Genomic DNA, 24,268 nt, shown 5'->3' with positions numbered 1-24,268 from the left:
GGAAGATCTGCTGATGTTAAAATCCATGATCGAGGGTGAGATCGCCTTAATTATGATGGCGTAAGGGTAATTTGATCTTTTTTAATTCTTCTAAATCATGAATAGGTCGCTCTAATTCGTAAGGAATAGGCTGCCCCGAAAACAGTTGAAAATATTGCAGGCAGGCGTCTTTCCACCACACCGCATCGCGTGCCTGTATTCTAAGCTTGGATTGTACCGATCTAAAACGGAAAGGATCTATATGCTGCTCCATTCGATCCCAGACTTTTTGAAATTCACGAACTTTCTGAACCCCTTGATCATAATGGTAGCATAACGCTGTCCAAAGTGTTTTACCACTTTTCATCCGATAGTCCCAGGGCACATGATGAAACCATAACAACAGATTTTCCGGACAGTTTGCGCGAACGCCATATCGCTTATCCAAGGGTGGATTATATTGCGCAACAGCATTGCTCCCATATATGCTACGCTCAAAACCTATTCCCAGGCTATCTGCGTTATGATAATACCAAGGCATCCAATCCGGACGACCACCGGGTATGTTGCCCCAGGGTTCGGGTCCGTAATGATGGTCAAAGGCAAACAAATGATGCAAGCCTAGTGGCATCATATAGTCAACGGCAGCTTCACGTGAGTCCAGCATGATTTGCTTAACGGGATTGACAAAAGCCTCCTCTCGGCTAAAAGTGAGGCCTATCCACTCCGCTGCGATTTGCGCTGAAGAAAGTGTATTATTCCAGGCCAGCCGCCCGAAAGCATACCAATTGGCTTGCGCAAAATGATGACCTGTCCAATTGCTATCTTGGCCTATATTGGCAACAGCCGCGATTGCAGTTTTCCGATGTAGATTTCCACTGCTATCTGTCATCTTGGCTATGGTAGATCCATCTCCATGAGCAAAAGTATCGCTATCCAATACTTCCTTAAATAAGGGTGCCAAGTACACTAAATGGTTGGAGAAGCCTAAATACTCCTGTGTCAACTGAAATTCGAGCATCTTTGCTGTATGCGGCATAGCTCCGAACAATGGATTGAACGGTTCGCGGGGTTGGAAATCTATTGGTCCATTTTTTATCTGGACAATAACATTATCCCTAAATTTCCCGTCAAGTGGCACAAACTCCTGATAGGCTTGTTTAGCTCGGTCATCTTTGGTGGGATGATAAACAAATGCCCGCCAAAACACCATTCCTCCATAGGGTTTTAGTGCATCGGCAAGCATATTTGCCCCATCCGCATGTGTCCGCCCGTAATCCTGTGGCCCGGGCTGACCTTCTGAATTCGCTTTGACTAAAAAACCACCAAAATCGGGTATCAAGGTATAAATTTCCTTAGCCTTGGCTTTCCACCAGCGTTGGACGTCTCTATGGAGGGGATCTGAATCTGGTAAACCACCCAAAATTTTGGGAGAAGAAAAATTCACCGATAGATATACTTTGATCCCATATTTGCGAAAAACATCTGCTAGCGCTTTCACTTTGACAAGATACCCCGCATCCAATACCTGTGCAGAAGCATTTACATTGTTCAATACGGCAGCATTTATACCGATTGAAGCATTAGCCCGCGCATATTGCTCGTACCTAGGTGATAGCTTTTTCGGCAGTTCCGCCCAGTTCCATAGCGAATGGCCGGCATAACCGCGTTCTATGGTACCATCCAAATTGTCCCAGTGATTCAGTACACGAATATCATAGGACGGTGTCTCAATGATTTTGGAAGAGGATAACTGCCCACCTGTTTCTTGTAGGCGCAACAAATGATATGCAGCGTATAATAAGCCGATTGGACGACTGGCGACAACCTGGATTTTTTTCTCGTTCTGATTGATTTGATAGCCATCTTTTAACTGCTTTTGCTTCACATCGATTTGCAGGGTGATCGCAGCTCCCTTCCAATAGTCCAACAGCTCTTGCTTTGCCAAAGTTACAGTTGGATCCGCTGACTTTATACCTAGGACATCTACGCTATGTACCGCCTTCGGCAGTTTGGAAAATCGTAACCACAACCGACTCCCATCTTCCGATCTGGCAAGAAAAGGGACACACAACAACGTCATCAATAAAAGCAACTGCACACGCATAATCAAAAAATGTTAGAGAATGTATAAAATCGTTCGTTAAGACGACATGCCATCTATGGTTTTAATAAATCCGTTTTCATCATATTCAAGCTCGATCACTTTCATGCTCCTTAACCAGGTTTTTCCCCCCGATGGAACAGAATCATGATAAAAAAGATACCATTTGCCCCGGAATTCCAAAATACTATGATGCGTGGTCCAGCCGACAACCGGTGATAAGATGACTCCTTGATAAGTGAATGGACCATAAGGGTTGTCCCCTATGGCATAGCAGATTAAGTGACTGTCGCCTGTTGAATAAGAAAAATAATATTTGTTTTTGTATTTATGCATCCAGGATGCCTCAAAAAATCGTTTTTCGGAATCCCCTTGTTTTAATGGTTGTCCGTTTTTATCCAGGATGACAAGATCCCGTGGTGGTTCTGAAAACTCCAGCATATCTGCAGCTAATTTCACAACCTTGGGACTCAATGCGGCGTCATTATCCTGCGGCAATTCGTTCGGCACAACAATTTTATTGTTTCGATAAAATTGCAGCTGCCCACCCCAGATACCACCAAAATACAGGTAATAGGATCCATCCTGATCCTTAAAGGCACAGGGATCTATGCTGTAACTCCCTTTTATCGGATTGGACTGCGGTATAAATGGCCCATAGGGTCTATCCGCTATAGCTACTCCGAGCCGAAAGATATCGTTTTTATCCTTCATGGAAAAATACATATAGTATCTGCCATCTTTCTCGGTCACATCCGAATCCCAAAGCTGCCTACCGGACCAGGGAATATCTGTTACAGCCAATACTTTCCCATGGTCAATCACTTCAGCTTGTACATCTTCCAGGGAAAATACATGATAGTCTTGCATATCGAAATGATCGCCATTGTCATTTTCGGCTATTCCACTCTCCCGATCATGAGAGGGATAAATGTATATCTTATTTTCAAAGACATGTGCGGATGGATCCGCCATGTAGTCTGCTGGATATAAATATCTACTCTTTTTCATTTTTTTTACGATTACTTTTTTTTTTGAGTCAACGCTATAATATCTTTTAAAAAAGGCTTGGCTTGATAATGACGGTCAAACAAGAGCGGATAATCCGTACGACCAGGAATGGGCCAGCCATTTTTCCATGAATCGGCGTCACCAACCCCCCAGAGAGTCACTCGGGATATTTTATCCTGATGTTTCAGATACAGCCTAAAAAAGTCAACATATCGTTTTCCAAGCTCCGCCATCTTGTCCGCAGGCAAGCCTTTTTCATAGGGGTTCGTCTCCTTACGGTAAGCGTAGCGTTCGCCAATTTCAGCGCCCATATTGGGTCGCACATGTGGAAGTACGGAAATGTCCATCTCTGTCACCATCACTTTCACACCTAGACCTGCAAACCCAAGAATGGTCTTTTCAACTTCTGCCAACGATGGATTGTCCAGCGCATTATGTTCCTGCATACCGATTCCACTGATCTGTCCGCCAGCGGCTTTCACCTGTTGCACCATGGCCATAATCCCTTTTCGCTTTTCGGGAATGGCTGTTGAATAGTCATTATAATACAATTCGGCATTGGGATCGGCTTCATGGGCAAACTGAAAAGCCAATTTGATAAAGTCGGGACCAATAATTTCGTAAAATTTACTTTTACGCCATTCCCCATTATCCAATATAGCTTCGTTGACAACGTCCCAACCGGACACCTTCCCTTTATATCGAGACACGACAGTATGTATATGCTTGCGCATGCGCTCAATCAATACATCCCTGGAAACATCTTTTCCATTTTTATCAACAAAAAACCAAGCTGGAGTCTGTGAATGCCAGATTAATGTATGACCGATGATCTGCATCTTATTTTGTTGGCCAAAAGCTATAAAGCGATCAGCATCTTTAAAGAAAAATTCTCCCTCCCGGGGTTGCAAAAACATACTTTTCATGCAGTTCTCAGCCACAATGGAGTTGAATTGTTGTTTGATGACTGCAACGGCCCTAGCATCCCTTTCCCAAATCTGATCGAGGTTGAGGGCCGTCCCGATAAAAAACTTATCTTCAAAAGCTTTCTTTAAGGACAATGAGTCAGGCTCCTGATTTATACAGGATGTAGCCGCAGGGAAAACATTTACGCCCATAAGGGTTGTTGCAGCCAATACAATAGTCTTTAGTATATTCATGGTCTAGTTGAGTTTAATTATTATGTCGGGATTCGATATCCTGGTTGATTTTATCTATCGTCCTGTCATCCAATTCGTATTTAGAGATGATATACATGGCAAGTAACAGAAGCAGCGCTGGAATGACAGCCACCAACCATAGGATCCCTATTTGGGCTGTGGCGGACTGTGCTGTTGCATTATCTTTGTCAAATGCAACATAAGCGAGCACCAGTCCCGGAATAATACCCCCCAAGGCCATACCGGCCTTGTAAAAAATACCTGTGAGCGCATTGACAATTCCAGATATCCTTTTACCGGTTTTGTATTCCCCATAGGATATGACCTCCGGTACCAGTGCCCACATATATCCTGTTGCGACGATAACCCCTGTAGATTTGATAAATTGCGCGATCAGCACCAAGCCGATATTTCCCTTAAGGGTTTCATTTGATGAAATAATATATAACATCAGCATGCCCACAATCGCAATCCCCAGGAATACATAGAACATTTGCTTCTTTCCGATTGCACGTTTGATTGCCGGCACAAGGGGCATAAAAATAAATGCGGGTAAAGATCCCAAGGCCATAAAGTAAGGAAGCATATCCGGCGCATTGACATTATAGATCATATAATAAGAGCCTGCCGAATTTCCGACCGCCATCATGGCAAAAGCAGTAATGAAAAAATACGCCAGAATACGCAAGGGGCGGTTATGCTTAAATTCTTGCCATAGATCAGACACCCGAACGTTTTCGGTATCTTTTTCATCCATAATGACCCGCTCTTTTGTTTGTGAAAAACAAAAAAATAGCAGCACCAAACCAACCAACGCATAGATAAGCATTGTCGTAAACCAGGCTTCGGCAGAGTCCTTCGAGTTGATCTTTCCATCCGGAGAAAAATATTTCACGACAATAGGTACTCCATAGCCAACCGCGAGCCCGCCAATATTGGCCATAAACATGCGGATGGACGTCAGTTTCGTCACTTCATCCGTATCTCTCGTTAAAGAAGCATTTAAAGCACCATAGGGAACATTAATCAATGTATACAACATCGACAGCCCAACATAAGTGAGGTAAGCATAGGTCAGTGAGCCTGAAAATCCATTCCAGAAGCACAATATGGCAAAACCCGTAAGCGGAATTCCCCCCAGAACTAAGTAAGATCTATATTTACCCAAACGGGGATTGCTTTTGTCGACAAATGCGCCTACGATAGGATCCCAAACAACGTCAACAATACGTACGACGAGAAACATGATACCCGCTGATGCCGCAGATATTCCATAGACATTGGTATAAAAAAGCAATAGGTACATCGAAACGGTCTGGTAAATAAGATTCTGTGCCAGATCTCCTGCACCGAAGCCTACCCTTTGTTTCATTGAAAGCTTATAAAAGCCTTTCGCAGACTTTACAGCTGTTGTCATTTGGTCCATATATAATTGGTTAATCGAATGTTGAATTACTGAGGTAAAACTACAAGTACCTTTTAGAGGGCGACTGATACAAATGTTTTATATGCTAATAAAAATGTTTAAAAAAGACTCCTAAACATGAAATAATAGAAAACACTGCAGCAAATTCACCCTCGAAGGATACCTTGCGTTCATTAATCGGCCACATATTTTATGAGGTAGCTTTTTGTCTGTCCCCGGTAAACACAATCGATTTTGGCATGATCTGACAGCGAACTTGCTTGCGTCACTGTAATCTTCACCTCGGGGTTAGCTGAGTATGCTTTTACAGCAGGGATCTTTTTACCTTTTACCTGAATAGGAGCCGCAATTTCATATATATTGTATCCAATGATGCCGTTCTCATCTGTAGATCTTACGGGAATGGAAGGCAGGGCTAGTTTTTTACCTTCTACAGTAATATCGACCGTCGGTGCTATCGGACGTACCATTTTTTGATCTTTCGAACTAAAGCCTAGTCCAATAAAATCAAAAAGTGCATTATCATCTCCACCTTCTGCAACCAAATATAAGGCGTGCTTGCGGTCCAGCTGATCAACGGCATCGGATACATCGACCGTAAACTGTGTGACCTCCGATTTGGAATTTGCTGGAATACTTATTTGGGCAATCCTTTTGCCCTTCCAGACCTCATTATCCCAAGGACCATCTAACCATACATTGACCTTAAATGCGGCTTTTGTTTTTGGTGTTATAAACAGGTTGAAGGCTGTTTGGTTGCCTTTTTTAGTTCCTTGAAAGGCTTTCAATCCAAATTTATCCTGATGGAGTCCTCCAAATCCGAAATATTTGAAACCGACGATATGTCCATTTTTCATATTGGTTATGGGCATATGATTATCCCAAACATCCCAGGAATCCTGTTGTAAACTGATATCAGAAAGGTAACAGGCGTAGCCAGCAGAATAGTACTGGTAAGGAGCTAAACCGTAAAAATGGAATCCTTCGGAAGTGACTTCTGCACCTCTATACTCCTTCCCTTGTTTATCTTTGACTGTCAGGTTTTCCTGATAGGGATCAAAGGCACGGATGGAAACCATCCCACCCTCCTTCACAGATTTTTCGTCCCATTCCACCTTGATCGGTTCGACCACGGCCTGTCTTGCAAAGCCAAATCCTCGTGGTGGTCTGTGATAAAATACATACCATTGTCCATTGATCAGCTCAATACTGCCATGTGTATTATGCCCGGCATTGCTGGTTTCAATACCCGAACCATCTTTGTTCAATACCGGAGCACGGGAGTCTACCAATACGCCACCACCCTTCCATGGCCCTAAGGGTGAATCTGCTACCGCATAGCGTAGGGTTGAATTGGAGCTAGCTACACCATATTCGGGTCCCGAATAACCACTATATACCGTAACGTATTTGTTGCCGACTTTTCGAATGGAAGAGGCTTCAAAAAAATTAAAAGTTCCCAGATCCTCACCTTTAAAAATATTCGGATATGTGGTTCCTTTTGGGTCGCGCAGCTCACCATATCGTGCGCTCGCCGGCAGAAGATAATTGATAATTTCAGTTCCGGGTCTTAGGGAATACATGGTTTTTTGATCCAATTGTGCCGCCATTGACCGTTGAAATCCCCAGAACCCATATGCCCGGAATCCGATTTCGAAATCGGGGTCTTTCGGATCAGTGACGTATTCAATATAGACAGCCGGATCAAAGCCCAGGATGCTTCCCGGCAAAGTACGTTTGCCATCTTCCGTCAGATTTATTGGTTTAAAGGGGCCGTTTGGCCGGTCTCCTTTGACAACCATGGCTTCCCTGTGCTCCCCTCTGCTGTGCGGAAATAAATAATATTCTTTCTTTCCATCTTTCCTTCTGACCTCCACAAGGTCAGGGGCATACATAACATCCCATTTGGCGTCCATTGGATAGGTAAAAATAGCGCCTTCATCCCGCCAGCTTGTTAAATTATCAATGGGTGCAGACCACATACGAATATCCGGGCCACAATAACTAGTAAAGCGTAAATCATGGGAACCGATAATATAAGCACGATATTTTCCAGGGTGATCTGGATCTTCAAAAACACGGGGCTCACCATCAGGAAGATGCTCCCAAAGCGGAAGATAGGGATTTCCGATCGATTGGTGCACGTATCCTTTACTGTAATCCATTACCTTATTTTGTTGCTGTCCCATCAAGATCTTTGTCGATAGAATCCCTGTGACGGATAATAATAATACCATTGTCCGTTTTTTTAGGACAATATTCAGTTGCTTCATAAAATTCTATAAATTAGTTATTTAAATTGCTTAATTAAACTTTTTGTCACCTCATTCAATTTATTTCCCCACGTTTTATTTCGCTTCGTTCAGGTCGCATTTTTACCAATTATCGGTACGAAATGGAATCGCTAATAATCCCTCTTTACTGATCAGGTTTGCATCTTCTGGATTATTGCTCCAGGCATAGCGAGCAGCTTGTGGATGTTTGACTGTTGGATGGCTCAGCACGACTTTATTGTGTTGAATAAACGCATTCGCCCATACAAATTTTCGGTCCGCACCTGCTATAGCGAAATGCTGTAATGTTTTTCCATGGCGGATTGCCAATCCTTTTCCGATTTGATCAAAGGAAACCAGGATCTTATCTCCTGCTATCTGCATCCCTTGGTATCGGGGTCCGGATGCGGCTATATCTTCGCCATAGACTAGCCTACGAGCCGCTAAGAATAGTCGCTTCGCGATATCCTTTTTATTTAACGGATGAATGTCATTCCATTCCCCTAGATCGTAAGTCACTGCTAATGCCGTTCCCGGTATTTTATGACTGACCTGAAACTGAGCTTCTCTTAGAAGCGCCCAATTTGAGCCGGTTGGAACCGTATCCTTAGACATAAAGTTGGGGAGCTGCACCAGCAAAAAAGGAAGCTGTGCTTGTTGATACAGGGTACGCCAGTTTTTTATCAGTGCGCTTAGATAGCTTTCATAGTACTCGGGCTTACTTGTATTTGCTTCGCCCTGATACCAGATCACCCCCTTAATACGATAGTTTGCCAAGGGATAGATCATCCCATGATATAGACCCGAACCAGCTTTAGCAAGCTGCTGCAGCCGACTTTTGTACTTGTCTACCTCATGTTGATCAATTCCGACTTGCCAACGCCACTCACCGGCCAGATCTATCGCGACATCATCTATTTTCAATTGATATGGCTTATCGGGTGTAAAGCCCCCGTCGGTGCCATTGCTCCGCAGTCTGATGCTCAGGCTGTTTTGTCCGGTATGAAGTATACTTGCGGGCACATCATAAACCCGTGGCGGATAACGATAAGCTGTCGTACCAATGAAATGGCCGTTGATATAAACGGAGTCACTGTCAGTCAAGGTGCCCAAATACAATTTCGCATGCCGGCCGTCTTTGCCCGCTGGAAGCATAAAATGCTTCCGATAATAAACAATACCCGGTTTGGATTCTTTTGGATTACGCCAATAATCAGGCACTTGCACAACTGGCCAGGACGCGTCGTCAAAGTCTTCAGCAGTCCATAGGTTCAGGCCCTTGTCTTTTTCAAGTATTTGGAGACTATCTGCCGCTGCCCGATCAATCAACAGGTCGGGGAACTGCTTTAAGTGCTGCTGATCAATCCAGCTTTCTATCCCCGAGCCACCTAGGCTGGAAACGAGCATTCCTACGGGAATGCCATTATGCTGGTAAGATTCCTGCGCATAAAAATATGCTAAGGCTGTCCAGTTCATGACATCCGAAGCGATGCCCGAGTGCCACCTCGCGCCCGAAAGTATTGCTTCTTTTGGCTCCAGCGCACTATTTTGCGTCGGTACCTTAAAATAACGTATCATATGATTATTGGAAACATTGATCTCCGGAAATCGCTCAACAAGTCGCTGGATCGGTGTTTCCATGTTGGACTGTCCCGAACAGAGCCATACATCGCCAATCAGAATATCCCGGATCACGAGTTCATTGATCTCCATGAGATATGGGCCGCCATACTGCTGTGGTGGAATAGTTACGCTCCACTTACCATCCCTTCCAGTTTCGGTATAATAATAGCTCCCCCGAAAACGAAGCGTTATTTTTTCGCCCTGAGCAGCCCAGCCCCAAATCTTAAGTTCGGTATCTCGTTGTAAGACCATACAGTCGCTCACAAGTGCAGGTAGGCGCAGCTCGGCCCAACAGGGCTGGAGCAGCAAGACCAAGCCAATGGCCAGCATGACATGGCGCAAAAAATATGGCACAAAAAAGAAAGCTCGCGCGCTATTCATCATATCCTTCTCGTTTATTTTCCGAACTTCCAACAATCAAAAAATAAGATATTCGATGGCGCTTTACCTTTAAAGACAAAGTACAGATCATGGACGCCGGTGACTTTATTGGAAAGCGGCGTATCCACCGTGGTCCATCTGTCGTCACCCCCTGTCATTGGTACTGGTATTGTTGCTAAAAGTGGACCATCAACGGCATTTAACCTTACCTCCATGTTAACGTCACTATGATGTGTTGTACCGAGTCTCGCAAAGAATGTTGTTGCCTCATTTTTACCAAAATCAACGTTTTTCAGGCTCGTGTAGGCGCCATTTTTGAGTGCTTTGATAAAAACACCCACCTGATTATTTTGATACGATTTAACATATTCGGACCAAGAAATCGTTTCCGCCTGCGTGAGTTCATAAGGATTTAATGTTGTAAGCGCTTGGACCCCGCCCGAGTTCATTTTCATCGCTTGCACACTGCCATCGGGATTAAACTTTAATTCCTGCACGGCGACCGAGCGTGTGAACCCACCGCCGCCTCTCAAAGCCCCATTATGGTAAAAGAAGTAACTTTTTCCCTTAAAGTCGATCACTCCGGGATGGTTGGTGAAAGCCTTACCTTCGGCAGGCATGATAACACCCCCGTAGGTCCAGGGACCCTCAGCTTTTTTGCTTGTCGAATAAGCGATATATTCAGGTAAAGGACCTCCCGGCCAAAAAAGATAATACAAACTGTTTCTTTTATACAACCAAGGCCCTTCTTCATAGCCCGTAGGTCGTTTCGGGTCGCCCTCCCTTTTTCCGAATGCTGCGGCCGTCATCGGAACCTCAACGATATTGCCGGTATAGGAGATCATATCTTCATTCAGCTTGACATATTTCAGTTGGGGATTGCCCCAATACATATGCGCCTGCCCATCATCATCAATAAATACAGTCGGATCAATATCGCCCCATTCACTCTGAACAAGCGGTTTTCCCAAAGGATCATGAAATGGCCCTAATGGGCTATCACCGACGGCCACGCCGATCGCTCCACGATTGTTCAGCTTGGAAATGACAGGTACATACAGATAAAATTTGCCGTTTTTTTCAACACATTGCGCCGCCCAGGCGTCGCCTTTTGCCCATTCAAAATCAGTATACGAAAGGATTGAACCATGATCGGTCCAATTGACCATATCGTTGGTTGAATATGCCCGCCAGTTGTTCATATTAAACCAGGTCGATTCTTCCTCATCCTGTGTGGTATAGAGATAGACGCGGTTATTGTATACCAATGGTGCAGGATCGGCCGTGTAGGCTGTTTGTATAATCGGATTCTGCGCCTTTAATGTATTGATCGTCACCAAGACCATAATCAGAAATCCAAAAAGTAAGCAGGTTAAAAATTGTCGTCTCATATTGTCTTAGTTTGTTGTAAAGTGGAAATAATCAAAATCTACGTAGCCGCCAGCCGCCTTACTTGCGTAATTAAAAAGTCCAAAGCGATATCCCATAAAATGTGGTATCGTATAGCTCATCTTCAGTTCGTTGCCGATGGCTTTCCACTGGCTTCCGTCGGTGCTGTAATAAAATTGGGCGATATCCTTTCTGTTCCTAAAATCGCAGCTGGCTTTTAGAAATATACGCTGTTCTTTTAGGGCGATTTTCGCCACCTCCTCCGGAATCCCGGTATGCGCATTGACCATAACCAATGATTTGTCCTTTCCTTCCATCTGGACTCCCAGCAGGCCATAGTTTTTTTGCAGTAGGGACAAACCGGCGAAATCGCCATCTTTCATCTGCGACACATCAATAGCGATCGAACCGCTACAGGTGGGGCCTATCGTACGTTGTGTCAGCGTGTTTTTGGCCTGCAGAAAGTCGCTGGTAAGTTCACCCGTTTTTAAGCGCAAAAAACCGCTACGTTCCGTTACCGACCATAAGTTTGAGTCAGGCTGATGGTTCCATTGCCATACCAAGGACAATGCAGATTGGTCTTTCGTTCGGCTAAACTCGTCGGAGCTTACAATACCCGGCATGAGGCCTTTGTTCTCGGGTAGTTTCAGCTTGCCTGGGACTTTGCCCGCTTCTCCCAGTACTGGCCATGCATCCTTCCAGCCGACCGGTACCAAAAAAGGGATCCGACCGACAGCACCATGATCTTGAAAAAGGTAAGCATACCATTGCCCATTGGGCATATCAATCAAACCGCCTTGCGCCACGCCTTGATCTTGTAAAACAACTTTCCCCTCATACGGACCTTCCAATTGGCGCGCGCGATGTACAATTACGGTGCGCATTCCGCCTGCAGGCCAGGAAATATTAAAAAGATAATACATGCCGTTGACCTTGAATAGCTGCGACCCTTCGGCCGGTAATCCCATCTTGGCGCCCTTGGGCAAACTTGGCAAGGTAGCATCTTCGATCAAAGTACGTTCGGTTCCGGCCCTAATCCCCGAAAGGTCTGCCTCCAATTCAGCAATGTGCAGACGCCCGCTACCCCAGATCATATATATTTTTCCATGATCAAAGAACAAGCTATGATCATGCAACATCGGGCGAAATTCATGTGCGCGCCAAGGCCCATTTTCTATATCTTTTGTGGTATAGATATGTGTTTTCCCCGTATTGGAAGAAAAGGTGCTCAGATAATAGCTGCCCTCATGAAAGCGCAGGCTACTGGCCCAGGAGCCATGTCCATAGGCATTTTTATGATGCGACAGGTTCAGCGCATCACTGTCTGCCAAATGATCATAGGCATAGTTAACCAGGGTCCAGTTGACGAGGTCCTGGGATTTCATAATCGGAACCCCCGGACTCATGTGCATGGTCGTGCTGCTCATATAGTACGTATCGCCGACCCGTATCATCGACATATCAGGTACATCGGCGAAAATAATCGGATTTTGTGCCTCCTGTGCCGATACAGCTTTGTAGGAAATTACGATCAGAAACAGGATAAGTTTTCCTAGGCTTTTCATTTTTTAAATAGCAATTGCGAAACATTATAGAGGTCATTTTTCCACACATTGAAATCATGCCCTCCAGGCTCCAGATAATAGATATGAGGTACCCCCTGTTCCGAAAGATATTCATGCGTACGTTTACTGATGTTGAGCAAACCGTCCTGCTCACCACAGGAGATCCACAGCAGTTTTAGCCTGTCTTTAGCTTCTTTTGGGACAGGTAGCAATTCCTGCGGCATCTTGGTGTTAGGTGCAGAAGAAAAGCCACCCACCCAGGCAAAGGTGTCGATATGGCCCAGTCCGAAATTCAGTGCCTGCCCTCCGCCCATCGACAGCCCAAAAATCGCACGCTGTTCGCGGTCTTTCAGAACGGGAAACTGTTTTTCAATAAAAGGAATCAGGTCGTTGAGCAGGTCTTTTTCAAAAGTCGAAAATGCCGCTATCCGATCAGGTGCCATGACATTCCCGCTGGCGCGATCATCCTGCATCGCACGGCCATTGGGCATAATCACCAGCATGGGTTCCATTTTTCCTTCGGCATAGAGATTATCAAAAATAACCTGCGGGTTTCCATGTCGGAACCATTCCCGTTCATCGCCGCCTATCCCATGCAAGAGGTACAGTACCGGATATTTGTTTGCGGTATCATATCCCGGCGGGGTATAGATTAAGGCTTTTCTCGTAACCCCTACCGTCTTTGATGGGTAAACAAGGGAGTCGATTTTTCCAGTCGATGGCAATTTTCGTTCCACATCAAAGCCTTGTGGTGCAGCCTGCTGCGCTTGAGCCATTAAGCTGGCGGAAAAAGCACACAATAGGGTGCAGATTATCTTTTTCATCGTATAATTGGTTTAACAGTACATCAATTTTAGGTTAGGCAAGCGATAGAAACAACAGCCTAATTTCAATTTATAAACACTTGCAGATTCAATAACAGCAACAATAGTCCATGACAAATTAAGTTGCCACTTTCCTCTTGAGCACCCGCAATGTCGCAGCCACAATAGCCTCGGCGTTTAAGCCATATTTATCCATCAATGCGCTTGGCGGTCCCGATTCACCAAAGCTATCGTCTACCGCCACATATTCCTGCGGACTGGGCATTTGTTTGGCCAACAATTGTGCGACACTGTCGCCAAGTCCACCGATACGGTTATGTTCTTCAGCGGTAACGACACAGCCTGTTTTAGCAATAGAAGTCAGTATTGCGCGCTCATCCAAAGGTTTGATGGTATGGATATTAATGATTTCGGCATCGATACCCAAGGTTTCCAATTCTTCTCCCGCAAGGATGGCTTCCCAGACAAGGTGTCCTGTTGCCAAAATGGTCACTGCGGTGCCCGGATTCAGCATGACGGCTTCACCGATCACAAATTCTTGATCTTCGGGTGTGAAAACGGGAACAACAGGTCGTCCAAACCGCAGGTAAACCGGACCTTGGTGTCTGGCAGCAGCAAGCGTCGCAGCCTTCGTCTGATTATAATCGCAAGGGTTGATCACCGTCATTCCCGGAAGCATTTTCATCAATCCGATATCTTCCAATATCTGATGGGTCGCTCCGTCTTCGCCCAAGGTCAGGCCAGCGTGTGAAGCTGCGATTTTTACGTTTTTATCGGAGTAAGCAATAGATTGCCGGATCTGGTCGTATACCCGTCCTGTCGAAAAATTGGCAAATGTCCCTGTGAAGGGTATTTTTCCACCGATGGTAAGTCCTGCCGCAATCCCCATCATATTTGCTTCGGCAATACCGATCTGGAAGAAGCGTTCCGGAAAGGCCTTGATAAAATCGTTCATTTTGAGGGAACCAACGAGATCTGCGCAGAGAGCGACCACATTTTCGTCCTCCTTTCCCGCTTCCAGCAAACCGGCACCAAATCCAGAACGCGTGTCTTTTGATTCTGTATATGTATATTTCTTCATCTTAATTCTATTTCAAAATTTACTTTCTAGGAGACGATATAATCGCCTAATGTTTCTGCATTCTGACTTAAGGCGGCACGCAGCTGCTCATCGTTGGGCGCTATACCGTGCCATTTATGCGAGCCCATCATAAAATCGACGCCATTACCCATTTCGGTATGGAGCAACAGCATGATTGGCTGGCCAGCTCCGGTTGAAGCCTGCGCTTTTCGAAGTCCTGAAATCACAGATCCAATATCATTTCCACGCATGATCTCAATGACCTTCCAGCCAAAAGCCATCCATTTGCGGGGCAGATCGCCCAGCGAAAGGACATCGTTGGTGGCGCCGTCAATCTGGGCACCATTGTAATCTACAATAGCGATCAGATTGTCCATTTTGTTGTGTGCGGCATACATCGCCGCTTCCCATACCTGTCCCTCCTGCAACTCGCCATCTCCCATCAGTGCATATACCAATTGTTTATCCTTATTGAGTTTTTTTGCTTGGGCAGCACCGATAGCAACAGAAAGACCCTGTCCTAGAGAGCCTGAAGCGACGCGGACACCCGGCAGTCCTTCATGCGTTGTGGGATGTCCCTGAAGTCGTGAATTGAGTTTTCTAAAGCTGGCAAGCTCATCAATGGGGAAATATCCTGCCCGCGCCAAAACACTGTAAAATACCGGAGATATATGTCCATTGGAAAGGAAAAACAGATCCTCCCCCGCACCATTCAGATCAAACTGATCGTTGCGCTGCATCAATTCGAAATATAAACAGACCAACAGCTCGGTACAGCCCAATGACCCACCAGGATGTCCCGACTGACAGCCATGTACCATGCGAACAATATCTCTCCGGACCTGCTTAACGATAGCCTCTAAATTATGTATACTATGTTTCATCATGACCATCTCAATTGTTACTTTGTGCGGCTACGCGTTTATGATCAGCTAAAAATTGGGCAAGTCCACTATCCGTCAATGGATGTTTTAATAGGGAGAAGATCGCCTGCAAAGGTCCGGTCATGACATCCGCACCGATCTTGGCACAACCTAGTATATGCGCACTATGACGGACTGAAGCCGCAAGAATTTGGGTCTGAAAAGCATAATTGTCATAGATGGTCCGTATTTCACGGATCAGCGCCAATCCATCGACGGAGATGTCATCGAGCCTGCCCACAAAAGGCGATACATAGGTAGCTCCTGCTTTCGCGGCCAAGAGCGCTTGGCCCGCGGAAAATACCAGGGTACAGTTGGTCTTAATTTGTTTTGTGCTAAAATATTTGATCGCTTTAATGCCGTCTTCGGTCATTGGCACCTTAACAACAATCTTATTGTCCAAGGCTGCCAGGAGCAAACCCTCTTCAATCATTGCGTTATATTCTGTCGAAATGACTTCAGCACTTACATCACCTTCTACAATAGCACAGATCGCTTTGTAATGCGCATGTACATGGGCTGTTCCTGTAATGCCCTCTTTAGCCATGAGCGAAGGATTGGTCGTTACGCCATCTAAGACACCTAAATTTTGAGCCATACGAATCTCACTGAGACTTGCGGTATCGATAAAAAATTTCATTTTTTTGAGTTGATTAGTTTTTGTATTCGCCGGATCTCCAGCGATTGGTTATAGGACAAAACTATCGCTTTCAGCCAGATACGATTGCAACAAATAAAAAAAAGAAGGGTAAAAATGTTTAAAACAGATTACCCTTCTTATAAAATGCACTAAAACGATGTTTTTAGGCAACGGTTGTATGCTTATTCAACCGTTGTACTTTTTTGTGACTGGATGTATTCACTTGGCGTCATTTGATATTTAGCTTTGAAGACTTTTGTAAAATAGTTTGGATTGGCAAATCCCGTTTCGTAAGCGATTTCAGAAATGGACTTATCGCTTTTTTCTAACAAGCTCGCCGCCTTTTCTAGTTTTACTGAGCGGATAAAATCTACGGGTGACATTCCGGTAAGTTCCAGCAGTTTGTTGTAGAGGGAGGCTCTGCTCATCGAGGTGTGGGCACTCAAGGCTTCGACCGACAACTGCGGATTATCGATATTATCGTGCACATAACTGAGCACTTTCTGTAGAAATTTATCCTTTTCGGATTTGATCGTCATTTCGGGAGCTAGTATAGATACCTGTTTACTGTAGACTTCCTTAAACGCCTGGTTCAGCTGCAGCAAACTGTTAACCTTAGCCACCAGGACATCCATATCAAAGGGTTTGGTCAGGTAACCCACCGCACCCGACTCAAGGCCACAGACAAGGCCGTTATCCACCTGCGATGCCGTCAGTAAAACGACAGGGATATGTTTTGTCCGCTTATCCTGAGCAAGCTTCTGTGAAAATTCCATACCGTTCATATAGGGCATCTGAACATCGCTCACCACAAGGTCCGGATGGTGAAACAGTGCCTTTTGCCAACCGTCCTTCCCATTGGTGGCCTCGATAATCTGATAATGCTCTTTTAGAGACTCGTGGAGGTAGTACCTAAAATCTTCATCATCTTCAATAATCAACACCAGCGGACTTTGTCTAAGCTCTAGCGGCTGTGCCGATACAACCGTCTCCTGCTCTTGTAGCACTTCGTGTAGCGGCTCGGCCTGATCCAGCCATAGGTCAAATTTAAAGGTGCTCCCACTGTCGGGCTGGCTGTTTACCGAAATCTCGCCATGGTACATCTGAACAAATGACTGGGCGATCGAAAGCCCAATACCGGAACCCTGGCTTGCTACCATACCCTCCGTATCATGCTGAAAAAAGCTTTCAAATATCGACTGCTGCAATTGCTCCGGGATACCTATGCCCGTATCACGCACCTCAAGATACACATGCAGTTTGGTGTCGACCATGCTTACCGAAGATATTGTTACTGCGATATCCCCACCCTTTTTCGTGAATTTGAAGGCATTATAGATTAAATTGAATAAGACGCGCTCAACCTTATTACGGTCAAATCGGCAATATAATTTTTCCTGGCAAGGATAAAAAGAATAATCTATTCCTTTTTGCAAGGCCATGTCCTGAAATGAGCGATATACTTCCTGCACAAAAGAGACCAGCTCACCGGCTTCATCCTGCAATTTCAGTTCATGGTATTCCATTTTTCGAAAATCAAGTAACTGATTGACCAGGTTCAGCAGGCGACGTGCATTACGGCTGATCAAATTAAGCTGCTCGCCCAGTTTGCTATCTTTATTTTTAGCGACCAAAGCATCTATCGGGCCCATGATCAGAGAGATCGGCGTGCGGAATTCATGACTTAAGTTGGTTAAAAACCTGATCTTCATCGCATCCACTTGATGCTTGGTCTCCGCATCCCTTTTTTGCTGTTCAATCAGCTGCCGCGCCTGAATACGTTCCTGCTCAAGGGCAAATTTCTGCTTCAACTTTTGAATACCACGGTGCCTGATGGACAGCAGCACTGCAACGAAGGCCAGTACATAAAATAAATACGCATAAATTGTACGCCAAAAAGGTGGCGCAACGTGTATCGCTATCGATTTAATTTCCTTGTTCCAAATACCATCATTGTTGCTTGCACGTACCTCAAAGACATAATCCCCGGGATCCAAGTTCGTATAATAGGCACTATTTTCCTTTCCGTTACGAATCCAGTTTTTGTCGAAACCCACAAGGCGGTACTCATATTGGTTATCTTCCGGCACGGTAAGGTTTAGTGCCGCAAAAGAGATTGAAAAATTCTGCTTATACTTCAGGTTGATCCGATCGGCAGTCAACAGAGACTGTTGTATCGGACCTTTTTCGCTAGGCTGAATGATCACGTTGTCAATCTTTAGGTCGGTCAGTGCGACCTTGGCCGGATTGCTGTTGGTTTTTAAATGAGCGGGATAAAAATGGTTAAACCCCTTCTGTCCGCCAAAGTAAATTTCTCCGTCATCCATTTTTAACGAAGCCCCGAGCATAAAGGCACCTTCTTGCAATCCGACTGCATTTGAATAATTCTTAAACTTATTTTGTGCTGGAGAATAACAACTCAAACCTTTGTTCGTTGAAAACCAGATCCGCCCCCTATCGTCTTCGACAATACTTTGAATAGCACCATTCAATAGTCCATCTTTCTCGGAAAGCGTCTCAAAGATTGTTTTCCCTTTTCGCAGCAAACCGATGCCATTACCGTTTGTCCCCACCCACAGATTCCCTTTTTTATCGGTATGTATAGCTAGTATATAATTGCTTGGAAGCTTATTTTTTGCTTTATCATAACCTGTCGTCCGTTGTTTCAAAGGGTCGTACATCAGCAGCCCCGAGCCGTAGGTCCCAATCCACATGTTGTGATCCTGATCTTCCGCCAGCGCACGTATAAAATTCCCCGGCAGCTCGATCCCATCGTCTGACTGCTCTTCGCGCTTATATTTTTTGACAATTCCGCTCCCCTTTTGGATGATGTTCACACCGCCACCGTTTGTACCGACCCAGGTATTTCCCCGAAAGTCAACTTTCAAACAAAAAATATCGTTACTATTTAAGTTGTCTTTTCTACTGCCAGCAGTGTATCTTTTGAGGTTTCCAGAAGGGAGATCATAACAGATCAGCCCCTGCTGATAGGTGCCGATCCAAAGCTGGTCCAGGTTTCTTTCCAAGGTCAGCACCGTGAGATCTTTAGGCAGGTTGGCAGAAAGCGCAACAGGCGACAATCGATCCGTAGTGCGATCGTATTTCCAAACGCCACCACCGTCCACGCCTAAAAAGACCTTATTTTGATAGGCTGCAAAGGAGGTCACAATGGCTGGATCGCCGGTCATGCCTTCCAGGAAATCCAGGCTTTTTAAGCTAAATTGACTTAAATTGGTGTCGAATTTATTTAAGCCGCCCTGAAAGGTACCTATCCAATAGATTCCACTATTGTCCTTAAAAATAGAACGTATCGATTTATGGGAAAGGCTATGCACATTACTTGGGTCGGGCTTAAAGGTCCGAATGGTAAAATCACTGGTATTAAGGACATCAAGGCCATTGTCCGTTCCGATCCATAGGTCCTGCTTTTGGTTGTAACACAAGGTATAAATGCGTGGACTGCTCAAAGAACCTTTTCCCGCCCCGGCCCCAAATTTATTGAACTGTGTATCGCCCGGATTCAAATATTTAAGTCCGAGCATAGACCCGATCCAGATTCTACCCTGATCATCTTCGACAATGGAAGTAACTTCAATCCCATTCCCATAACCTTCCTGTTCCGAAAGAACTTCAAAACGTTTGATGGTCTTTAAATCTGCTGCGATACGAAAAATTCCGTTCTCCGATGATACCCACATATTGTTGTGCCGATCACGAAAGACACAGCCCGTTACTTTGCCTGCAAACGTTTCCACAATACGTCGATAGGTCGGATCCATCTTTTTTTGTAGATCATTGACATCCAGAATATACAGCGCACCATAGGACGCGATCCAGATATTACCATTTGCGTCCTGATCAATTGCATTGATTGCCGTGCTGAGCCATTTACCATCGGGTGTAAGATTATACGAGCGGATACGGTCGGCCTCCCGATCATAATAACTTAATCCGCCGCCATTTGTACCAATCCATATTCTGCCCTTCCTGTCTTCACTTAAGGCCGAGATATGGTTTGCCATTAAACTGTTCGCTTTATTGGCATCATAGCGATAGACATTGTAATGACGCCCGTCGAAGCGGTTCAGCCCATCCTCTGTCCCCAGCCAAAGAAAACCATAGCTATCGCGGTAGATACTATAGATGGTATTGGAAGAAAGTCCGTCTTTTGAAGTATAGCGCTGAAATGTTACAGGCTTGTTTTGCCCATAGGAAAATAAGGTTAGCAACATCCAGCTTAATGCCAGTAAAATCCGTATCATATCTTTAGGTATATTATCCCACCACAAAAACTTGAGGTGAACTGTCAACTAAATTATCAAATTAATCCCGACCAAACTAGTCTGCACAAGGATTTACACGCTATTGGCAGTCGTTTTTGACATTCTTATCCTTCATTTAAACATTCTTGCTATCCGTGCGAATTTACATTGGCTAGCTTTGGTCTACAATTATAAACGCTTTGAAAGGCATCTCCTCTTATGGGGAAATTGTGTCTCAATGATGCAACCGGTTGCGATGCAATTAAGATCGGGAAAATAAACCAATTATTAAACAAAAATATGATAGCACAGAACAGTCCCTAAATGACGGTTCATTTTTGCCAAATGAACCGCGCGAACACAGGTATTATTATACCTAATCAGTTCAAGAAAAATTAACCAATCATTCTTCAACCTATTTATCAATCAACATGCGATGATGATTATATGTACACTCACACAAGTAAGGCATTGGAAAAAGCTATGGGGTATAGCTAAACCGTTCACTTTACTGCTGTTCCTGCTTTATGCGGGACAAGCAACACTCTATGCCCAGGCCAAGCGGCCGATCAGGGGCGTTGTCGTCGATAGTAACCACAAAAAAGTGAGCGGCGCTTCCATCAGGGTAAAAGGCACATCACTGGCCACAGCTACCGATGACAACGGAGCTTTTACGATCCAGGTACCGGAAGCCAATCATTTGTTGACGGTATCCAAGCTGGGATATGGCCAATTGGAAGTCGATATCCACAATAAGAACAACGTAGAAATAGTGCTGAGCGACAAGGCCATCGAAATCGAAGAAACTGTGGTAGTCGGTTATGGCCGCCAGAAAAAGGAAACCGTAGTTGGCGCTATCGCGCAGACTTCAGGCAAAATTCTGGAACGGGCGGGCGGTGTATCCAGTGTAGGAGCTGCATTGACCGGCAACGTACCGGGGGTGATCACCACAGCAAGTACAGGTATGCCCGGAGAGGAAGATCCCCGTATTGTGATCCGTGGGCGTAGCACCTGGAATAATACAGACCCCTTAGTCATGGTCGATGGTGTGGAACGGCCACTATCAGCGGTTGACATCAGTTCCATTGAAACCGTCTCAGTACTCAAAGACGCTTCGGCAACCGCCGTTTATGGCGTCAGAGGGGCCAACGGCGTTATTTTGATCACCACCAAGCGGGGTAAAGAAGGCCAAATGCTGATACGTGGTACCGTCAATAACATTGTTAAGACCGTTTCCCAGCTTCCGGGTAAAATGGATTCTTACGATGCACTGCTGCTGCGCAACAAGGTCATTGCGTATGAACTGGGCATCAACCCTGCCAGTTGGGCCGATTATACCCCGCAGGATATCATCAATAAATACCGTTTCCCGGCTGACCAAACCGAAAGAGAACGTTATGTAAATACCGATTGGGCAAAAGAACTCTTTAGAAGTCAGGCATTTTCGCAAAATAGCAGTGTGAATATTGCGGGCGGCACCCCCTTTGTCAAATACTTTGCCAATGCGGATTATCTATACGAAGGCGATATGTTCCGCCAGTTTGAAAACGCCAGGGGCTATAAAGCCGGCTATGGCTTTAACCGGCTCAATGTACGTTCGAATCTGGATTTCCAGCTGACGCCAACAACCAAATTTTCAACAAATCTCGCGGGTTCACGTGCTGTCCGGAAAAGTCCATTTGGTGGTGGCAATAATTACTCCTATTGGATTGCAGCCTACACCGTAGCGCCGGACGTTATCTATCCACGTTATTCCGATGGCACCTGGGGATTTAATGCGCCAAACCCAAATGCCGGAATAAACTCTGCCCGTGTACTGGCCATCAGTGGGACGGAGTATACGACTACAAGCCGCATTACGACAGATTTTACGCTCGAGCAAGACCTTAAATTTTTAGCAAAAGGACTGAATGTTCGTGGAACGCTGTCGCTGGACAACACATTTGTTGAAGCCAACCGTGGTATCAACGACGCGAATAACAACACCCAAAGCAAGTGGATAGATCCCAAAACCGGACTTCCGACCTACCAGATTCCTTTCGATGGCACCAATAGATTTGATTTTGTGGAAGGTATTGACTGGACGACGGGCGCAGGATTTGTCGACGACAGACTCACTTACAGAAGATTATTTTATCAGTTGCAATTGAATTACGCGACGACCATTGCTCAACAGCACAATATTTCGGCGATGGGACTAGTCAACCGCAATCAATACGGAAGAGGGAGCACCGTCCCTTCCTATCGCGAAGACTGGGTATTCCGCACGACCTACAACTATAAAAACAAATATATGCTCGAGTATAATGGCGCATATACCGGATCGGAGAAATTCGCTCCCGAAAACAGATTTGCCTTTTTTAATTCAGGAGGTGTCGGCTGGTTAGTTTCGGAAGAAGAGTTTATGAAACCTTTATCCTTTTTGAACACTTTAAAGCTGCGTGGCTCCTATGGGGATATCGGCGACGATAGTGGTGGTGGACAATTTCTCTATTTAACCCAATGGGCTTACGGCGGTACTTCAGGAATGGGTGTCGACGGTCGGTTTTCCTACTCGGATGGAAATACCAGTCCATACATCTGGTATAAAGAAAATGTGCTTGGCAACCCAAATATCCGCTGGGAAAAAGTGAAAAAGTTAAACTTCGGCGTGGACTTCGGACTGTTTAACGGACAGATTTCCGGAAAGGTAGACTTTTTCAAGGATCATCGGACGAACGTACTGATCACGGGTGGCGGAAGGTCCATTCCCTCCTATTTCGGCGTGGAGGCCCCAACGGCCAACCTCGGTGAAGTAGAAAATAAAGGTTACGAGGTCGAACTGAAATTCAATAAACAACTTAACCCCGATTGGCGGATATGGGCCGATATCAATTTTACCCATGCCAAGGATAAAGTTATCAATGCCGATGCTCCTGAGTTGCTGCCCGAATATCAAAAACCGGACAACAAACAGGTGAGTCAAACCTATTCCTATGTCAGCTCCGGATATTACAATACCTGGGATGAACTTTATGGCAGCACCATACACGAAAGCAATGACCTCGCTAAGCTTCCCGGCAATTATCACATACTGGATTATAACGCTGATGGTATTATCGATGCCAAGGACAATATCCCCTATGCCTTTCCCTCCGTTCCACAAAACACCTACAATTGTACGGTTGGCTTTGACTGGAAGAATTTTAGTGTTATGACGCAATGGTATGCTGTCAACAATGTCACTCGTCAGGTTGTCTTCAATAGTTTCTCGGGGCAACTTAATTTGGCCTACGATGAGGGATCCTACTGGTCAAAGGACAATATCAATGCCGATGTGCCACTCCCACGATGGTTATCACAACAGAGTAGTTATGCTCCTGGCAACCGGTATATGTTTGACGGCTCATACATTCGATTGAAGACAGCGGAAATTGCCTATAATTTCAATCGCGAATCCGGCGTAATCAAGCGCCTGGGGCTTCAAAATCTCCGCCTATTTCTGAATGGCAACAACCTGGTCTTCTGGTCGAAAATGCCGGATGACCGGGAATCCAATTACGCCGGTACAGGTTGGGCTTCCCAAGGAGCTTATCCTACGGTAAAGCGGTTTAATCTAGGTGCAAACATTACTTTTTAAAGCAATTA

The 24,268-nt window shown here is 45.2% G+C and carries 14 protein-coding genes; 1 reads left to right on the top strand and 13 read right to left on the bottom strand.

The window, feature by feature from the left end:
* Window positions 1-46: 46 nt before the first annotated feature.
* From ACK8HY_RS22035 to ACK8HY_RS21975, 13 genes are all read right to left on the bottom strand, one after another.
* Entirely contained in the window at window positions 47-2,086 is a 2,040-nt protein-coding gene (locus tag ACK8HY_RS22035; RefSeq protein WP_343560795.1) for an alpha-glucuronidase, read from the bottom strand.
* A gap of 36 nt (window positions 2,087-2,122) precedes the next feature.
* Window positions 2,123-3,094, bottom strand: a complete 972-nt coding sequence (locus tag ACK8HY_RS22030; protein ID WP_416134844.1) for a glycoside hydrolase family 43 protein — start codon at window positions 3,092-3,094, stop codon at window positions 2,123-2,125.
* 11 nt (window positions 3,095-3,105) lie between these two features.
* The gene (locus ACK8HY_RS22025) at window positions 3,106-4,254 is read right to left on the bottom strand and encodes an endo-1,4-beta-xylanase (protein WP_416134843.1); all 1,149 of its coding nucleotides are present in this window, start codon (window positions 4,252-4,254) and stop codon (window positions 3,106-3,108) included.
* A gap of 13 nt (window positions 4,255-4,267) precedes the next feature.
* Window positions 4,268-5,626, bottom strand: coding sequence for a glycoside-pentoside-hexuronide (GPH):cation symporter (locus ACK8HY_RS22020; RefSeq protein ID WP_416134842.1), 1,359 nt, complete (start codon window positions 5,624-5,626; stop codon window positions 4,268-4,270).
* A 227-nt stretch (window positions 5,627-5,853) separates the two neighbouring features.
* Window positions 5,854-7,917 (bottom strand): hypothetical protein, encoded by a 2,064-nt coding sequence (locus ACK8HY_RS22015; RefSeq protein ID WP_416134841.1) that lies wholly within the window; start codon window positions 7,915-7,917, stop codon window positions 5,854-5,856.
* Between the two features lie 138 nt (window positions 7,918-8,055).
* Window positions 8,056-9,960 carry a sialate O-acetylesterase gene (locus tag ACK8HY_RS22010; protein ID WP_416134840.1) on the bottom strand — a complete coding sequence of 635 codons (1,905 nt, stop codon included), beginning with the start codon at window positions 9,958-9,960 and terminating at the stop codon, window positions 8,056-8,058.
* An 11-nt stretch (window positions 9,961-9,971) separates the two neighbouring features.
* A complete protein-coding gene (locus ACK8HY_RS22005) occupies window positions 9,972-11,348 on the bottom strand; it encodes a glycoside hydrolase family 43 protein (RefSeq protein ID WP_416134839.1) in 1,377 nt (458 codons plus the stop codon).
* A 6-nt stretch (window positions 11,349-11,354) separates the two neighbouring features.
* Window positions 11,355-12,911 carry a glycoside hydrolase 43 family protein gene (locus ACK8HY_RS22000; RefSeq protein ID WP_416134838.1) on the bottom strand — a complete coding sequence of 519 codons (1,557 nt, stop codon included), beginning with the start codon at window positions 12,909-12,911 and terminating at the stop codon, window positions 11,355-11,357.
* Window positions 12,908-13,735 (bottom strand): alpha/beta hydrolase, encoded by an 828-nt coding sequence (locus tag ACK8HY_RS21995; protein ID WP_416134837.1) that lies wholly within the window; start codon window positions 13,733-13,735, stop codon window positions 12,908-12,910. The genes ACK8HY_RS22000 and ACK8HY_RS21995 overlap by 4 nt, the downstream gene beginning before the upstream one ends.
* A 118-nt stretch (window positions 13,736-13,853) precedes the next feature.
* Window positions 13,854-14,816 (bottom strand): transketolase family protein, encoded by a 963-nt coding sequence (locus tag ACK8HY_RS21990; RefSeq protein WP_416134836.1) that lies wholly within the window; start codon window positions 14,814-14,816, stop codon window positions 13,854-13,856.
* Between the two features lie 26 nt (window positions 14,817-14,842).
* Window positions 14,843-15,700 carry a transketolase gene (locus ACK8HY_RS21985; protein WP_416134957.1) on the bottom strand — a complete coding sequence of 286 codons (858 nt, stop codon included), beginning with the start codon at window positions 15,698-15,700 and terminating at the stop codon, window positions 14,843-14,845.
* Window positions 15,701-15,710: 10 nt separating this feature from the next.
* On the bottom strand, window positions 15,711-16,379 hold the full coding sequence (fsa, locus tag ACK8HY_RS21980; RefSeq protein WP_077433609.1) for a fructose-6-phosphate aldolase: 669 nt from the start codon (window positions 16,377-16,379) through the stop codon (window positions 15,711-15,713).
* A gap of 182 nt (window positions 16,380-16,561) precedes the next feature.
* On the bottom strand, window positions 16,562-20,641 hold the full coding sequence (locus tag ACK8HY_RS21975; protein WP_416134835.1) for a two-component regulator propeller domain-containing protein: 4,080 nt from the start codon (window positions 20,639-20,641) through the stop codon (window positions 16,562-16,564).
* Between the two features lie 436 nt (window positions 20,642-21,077).
* On the opposite strand from ACK8HY_RS21975, the gene ACK8HY_RS21970 reads away from it, so the two are divergent.
* The gene (locus ACK8HY_RS21970; protein ID WP_416134834.1) at window positions 21,078-24,260 is read left to right on the top strand and encodes a SusC/RagA family TonB-linked outer membrane protein; all 3,183 of its coding nucleotides are present in this window, start codon (window positions 21,078-21,080) and stop codon (window positions 24,258-24,260) included.
* The last annotated feature ends 8 nt before the right edge of the window (window positions 24,261-24,268 follow it).

Source organism: Sphingobacterium sp. NGMCC 1.201703 (genome assembly GCF_047784615.1).
In the GTDB taxonomy this organism is placed as follows: domain Bacteria; phylum Bacteroidota; class Bacteroidia; order Sphingobacteriales; family Sphingobacteriaceae; genus Sphingobacterium.
The sequence above is the reverse complement of the archived record's forward strand: the minus strand, read 5'-3'. Positions and strand labels throughout refer to the sequence as shown.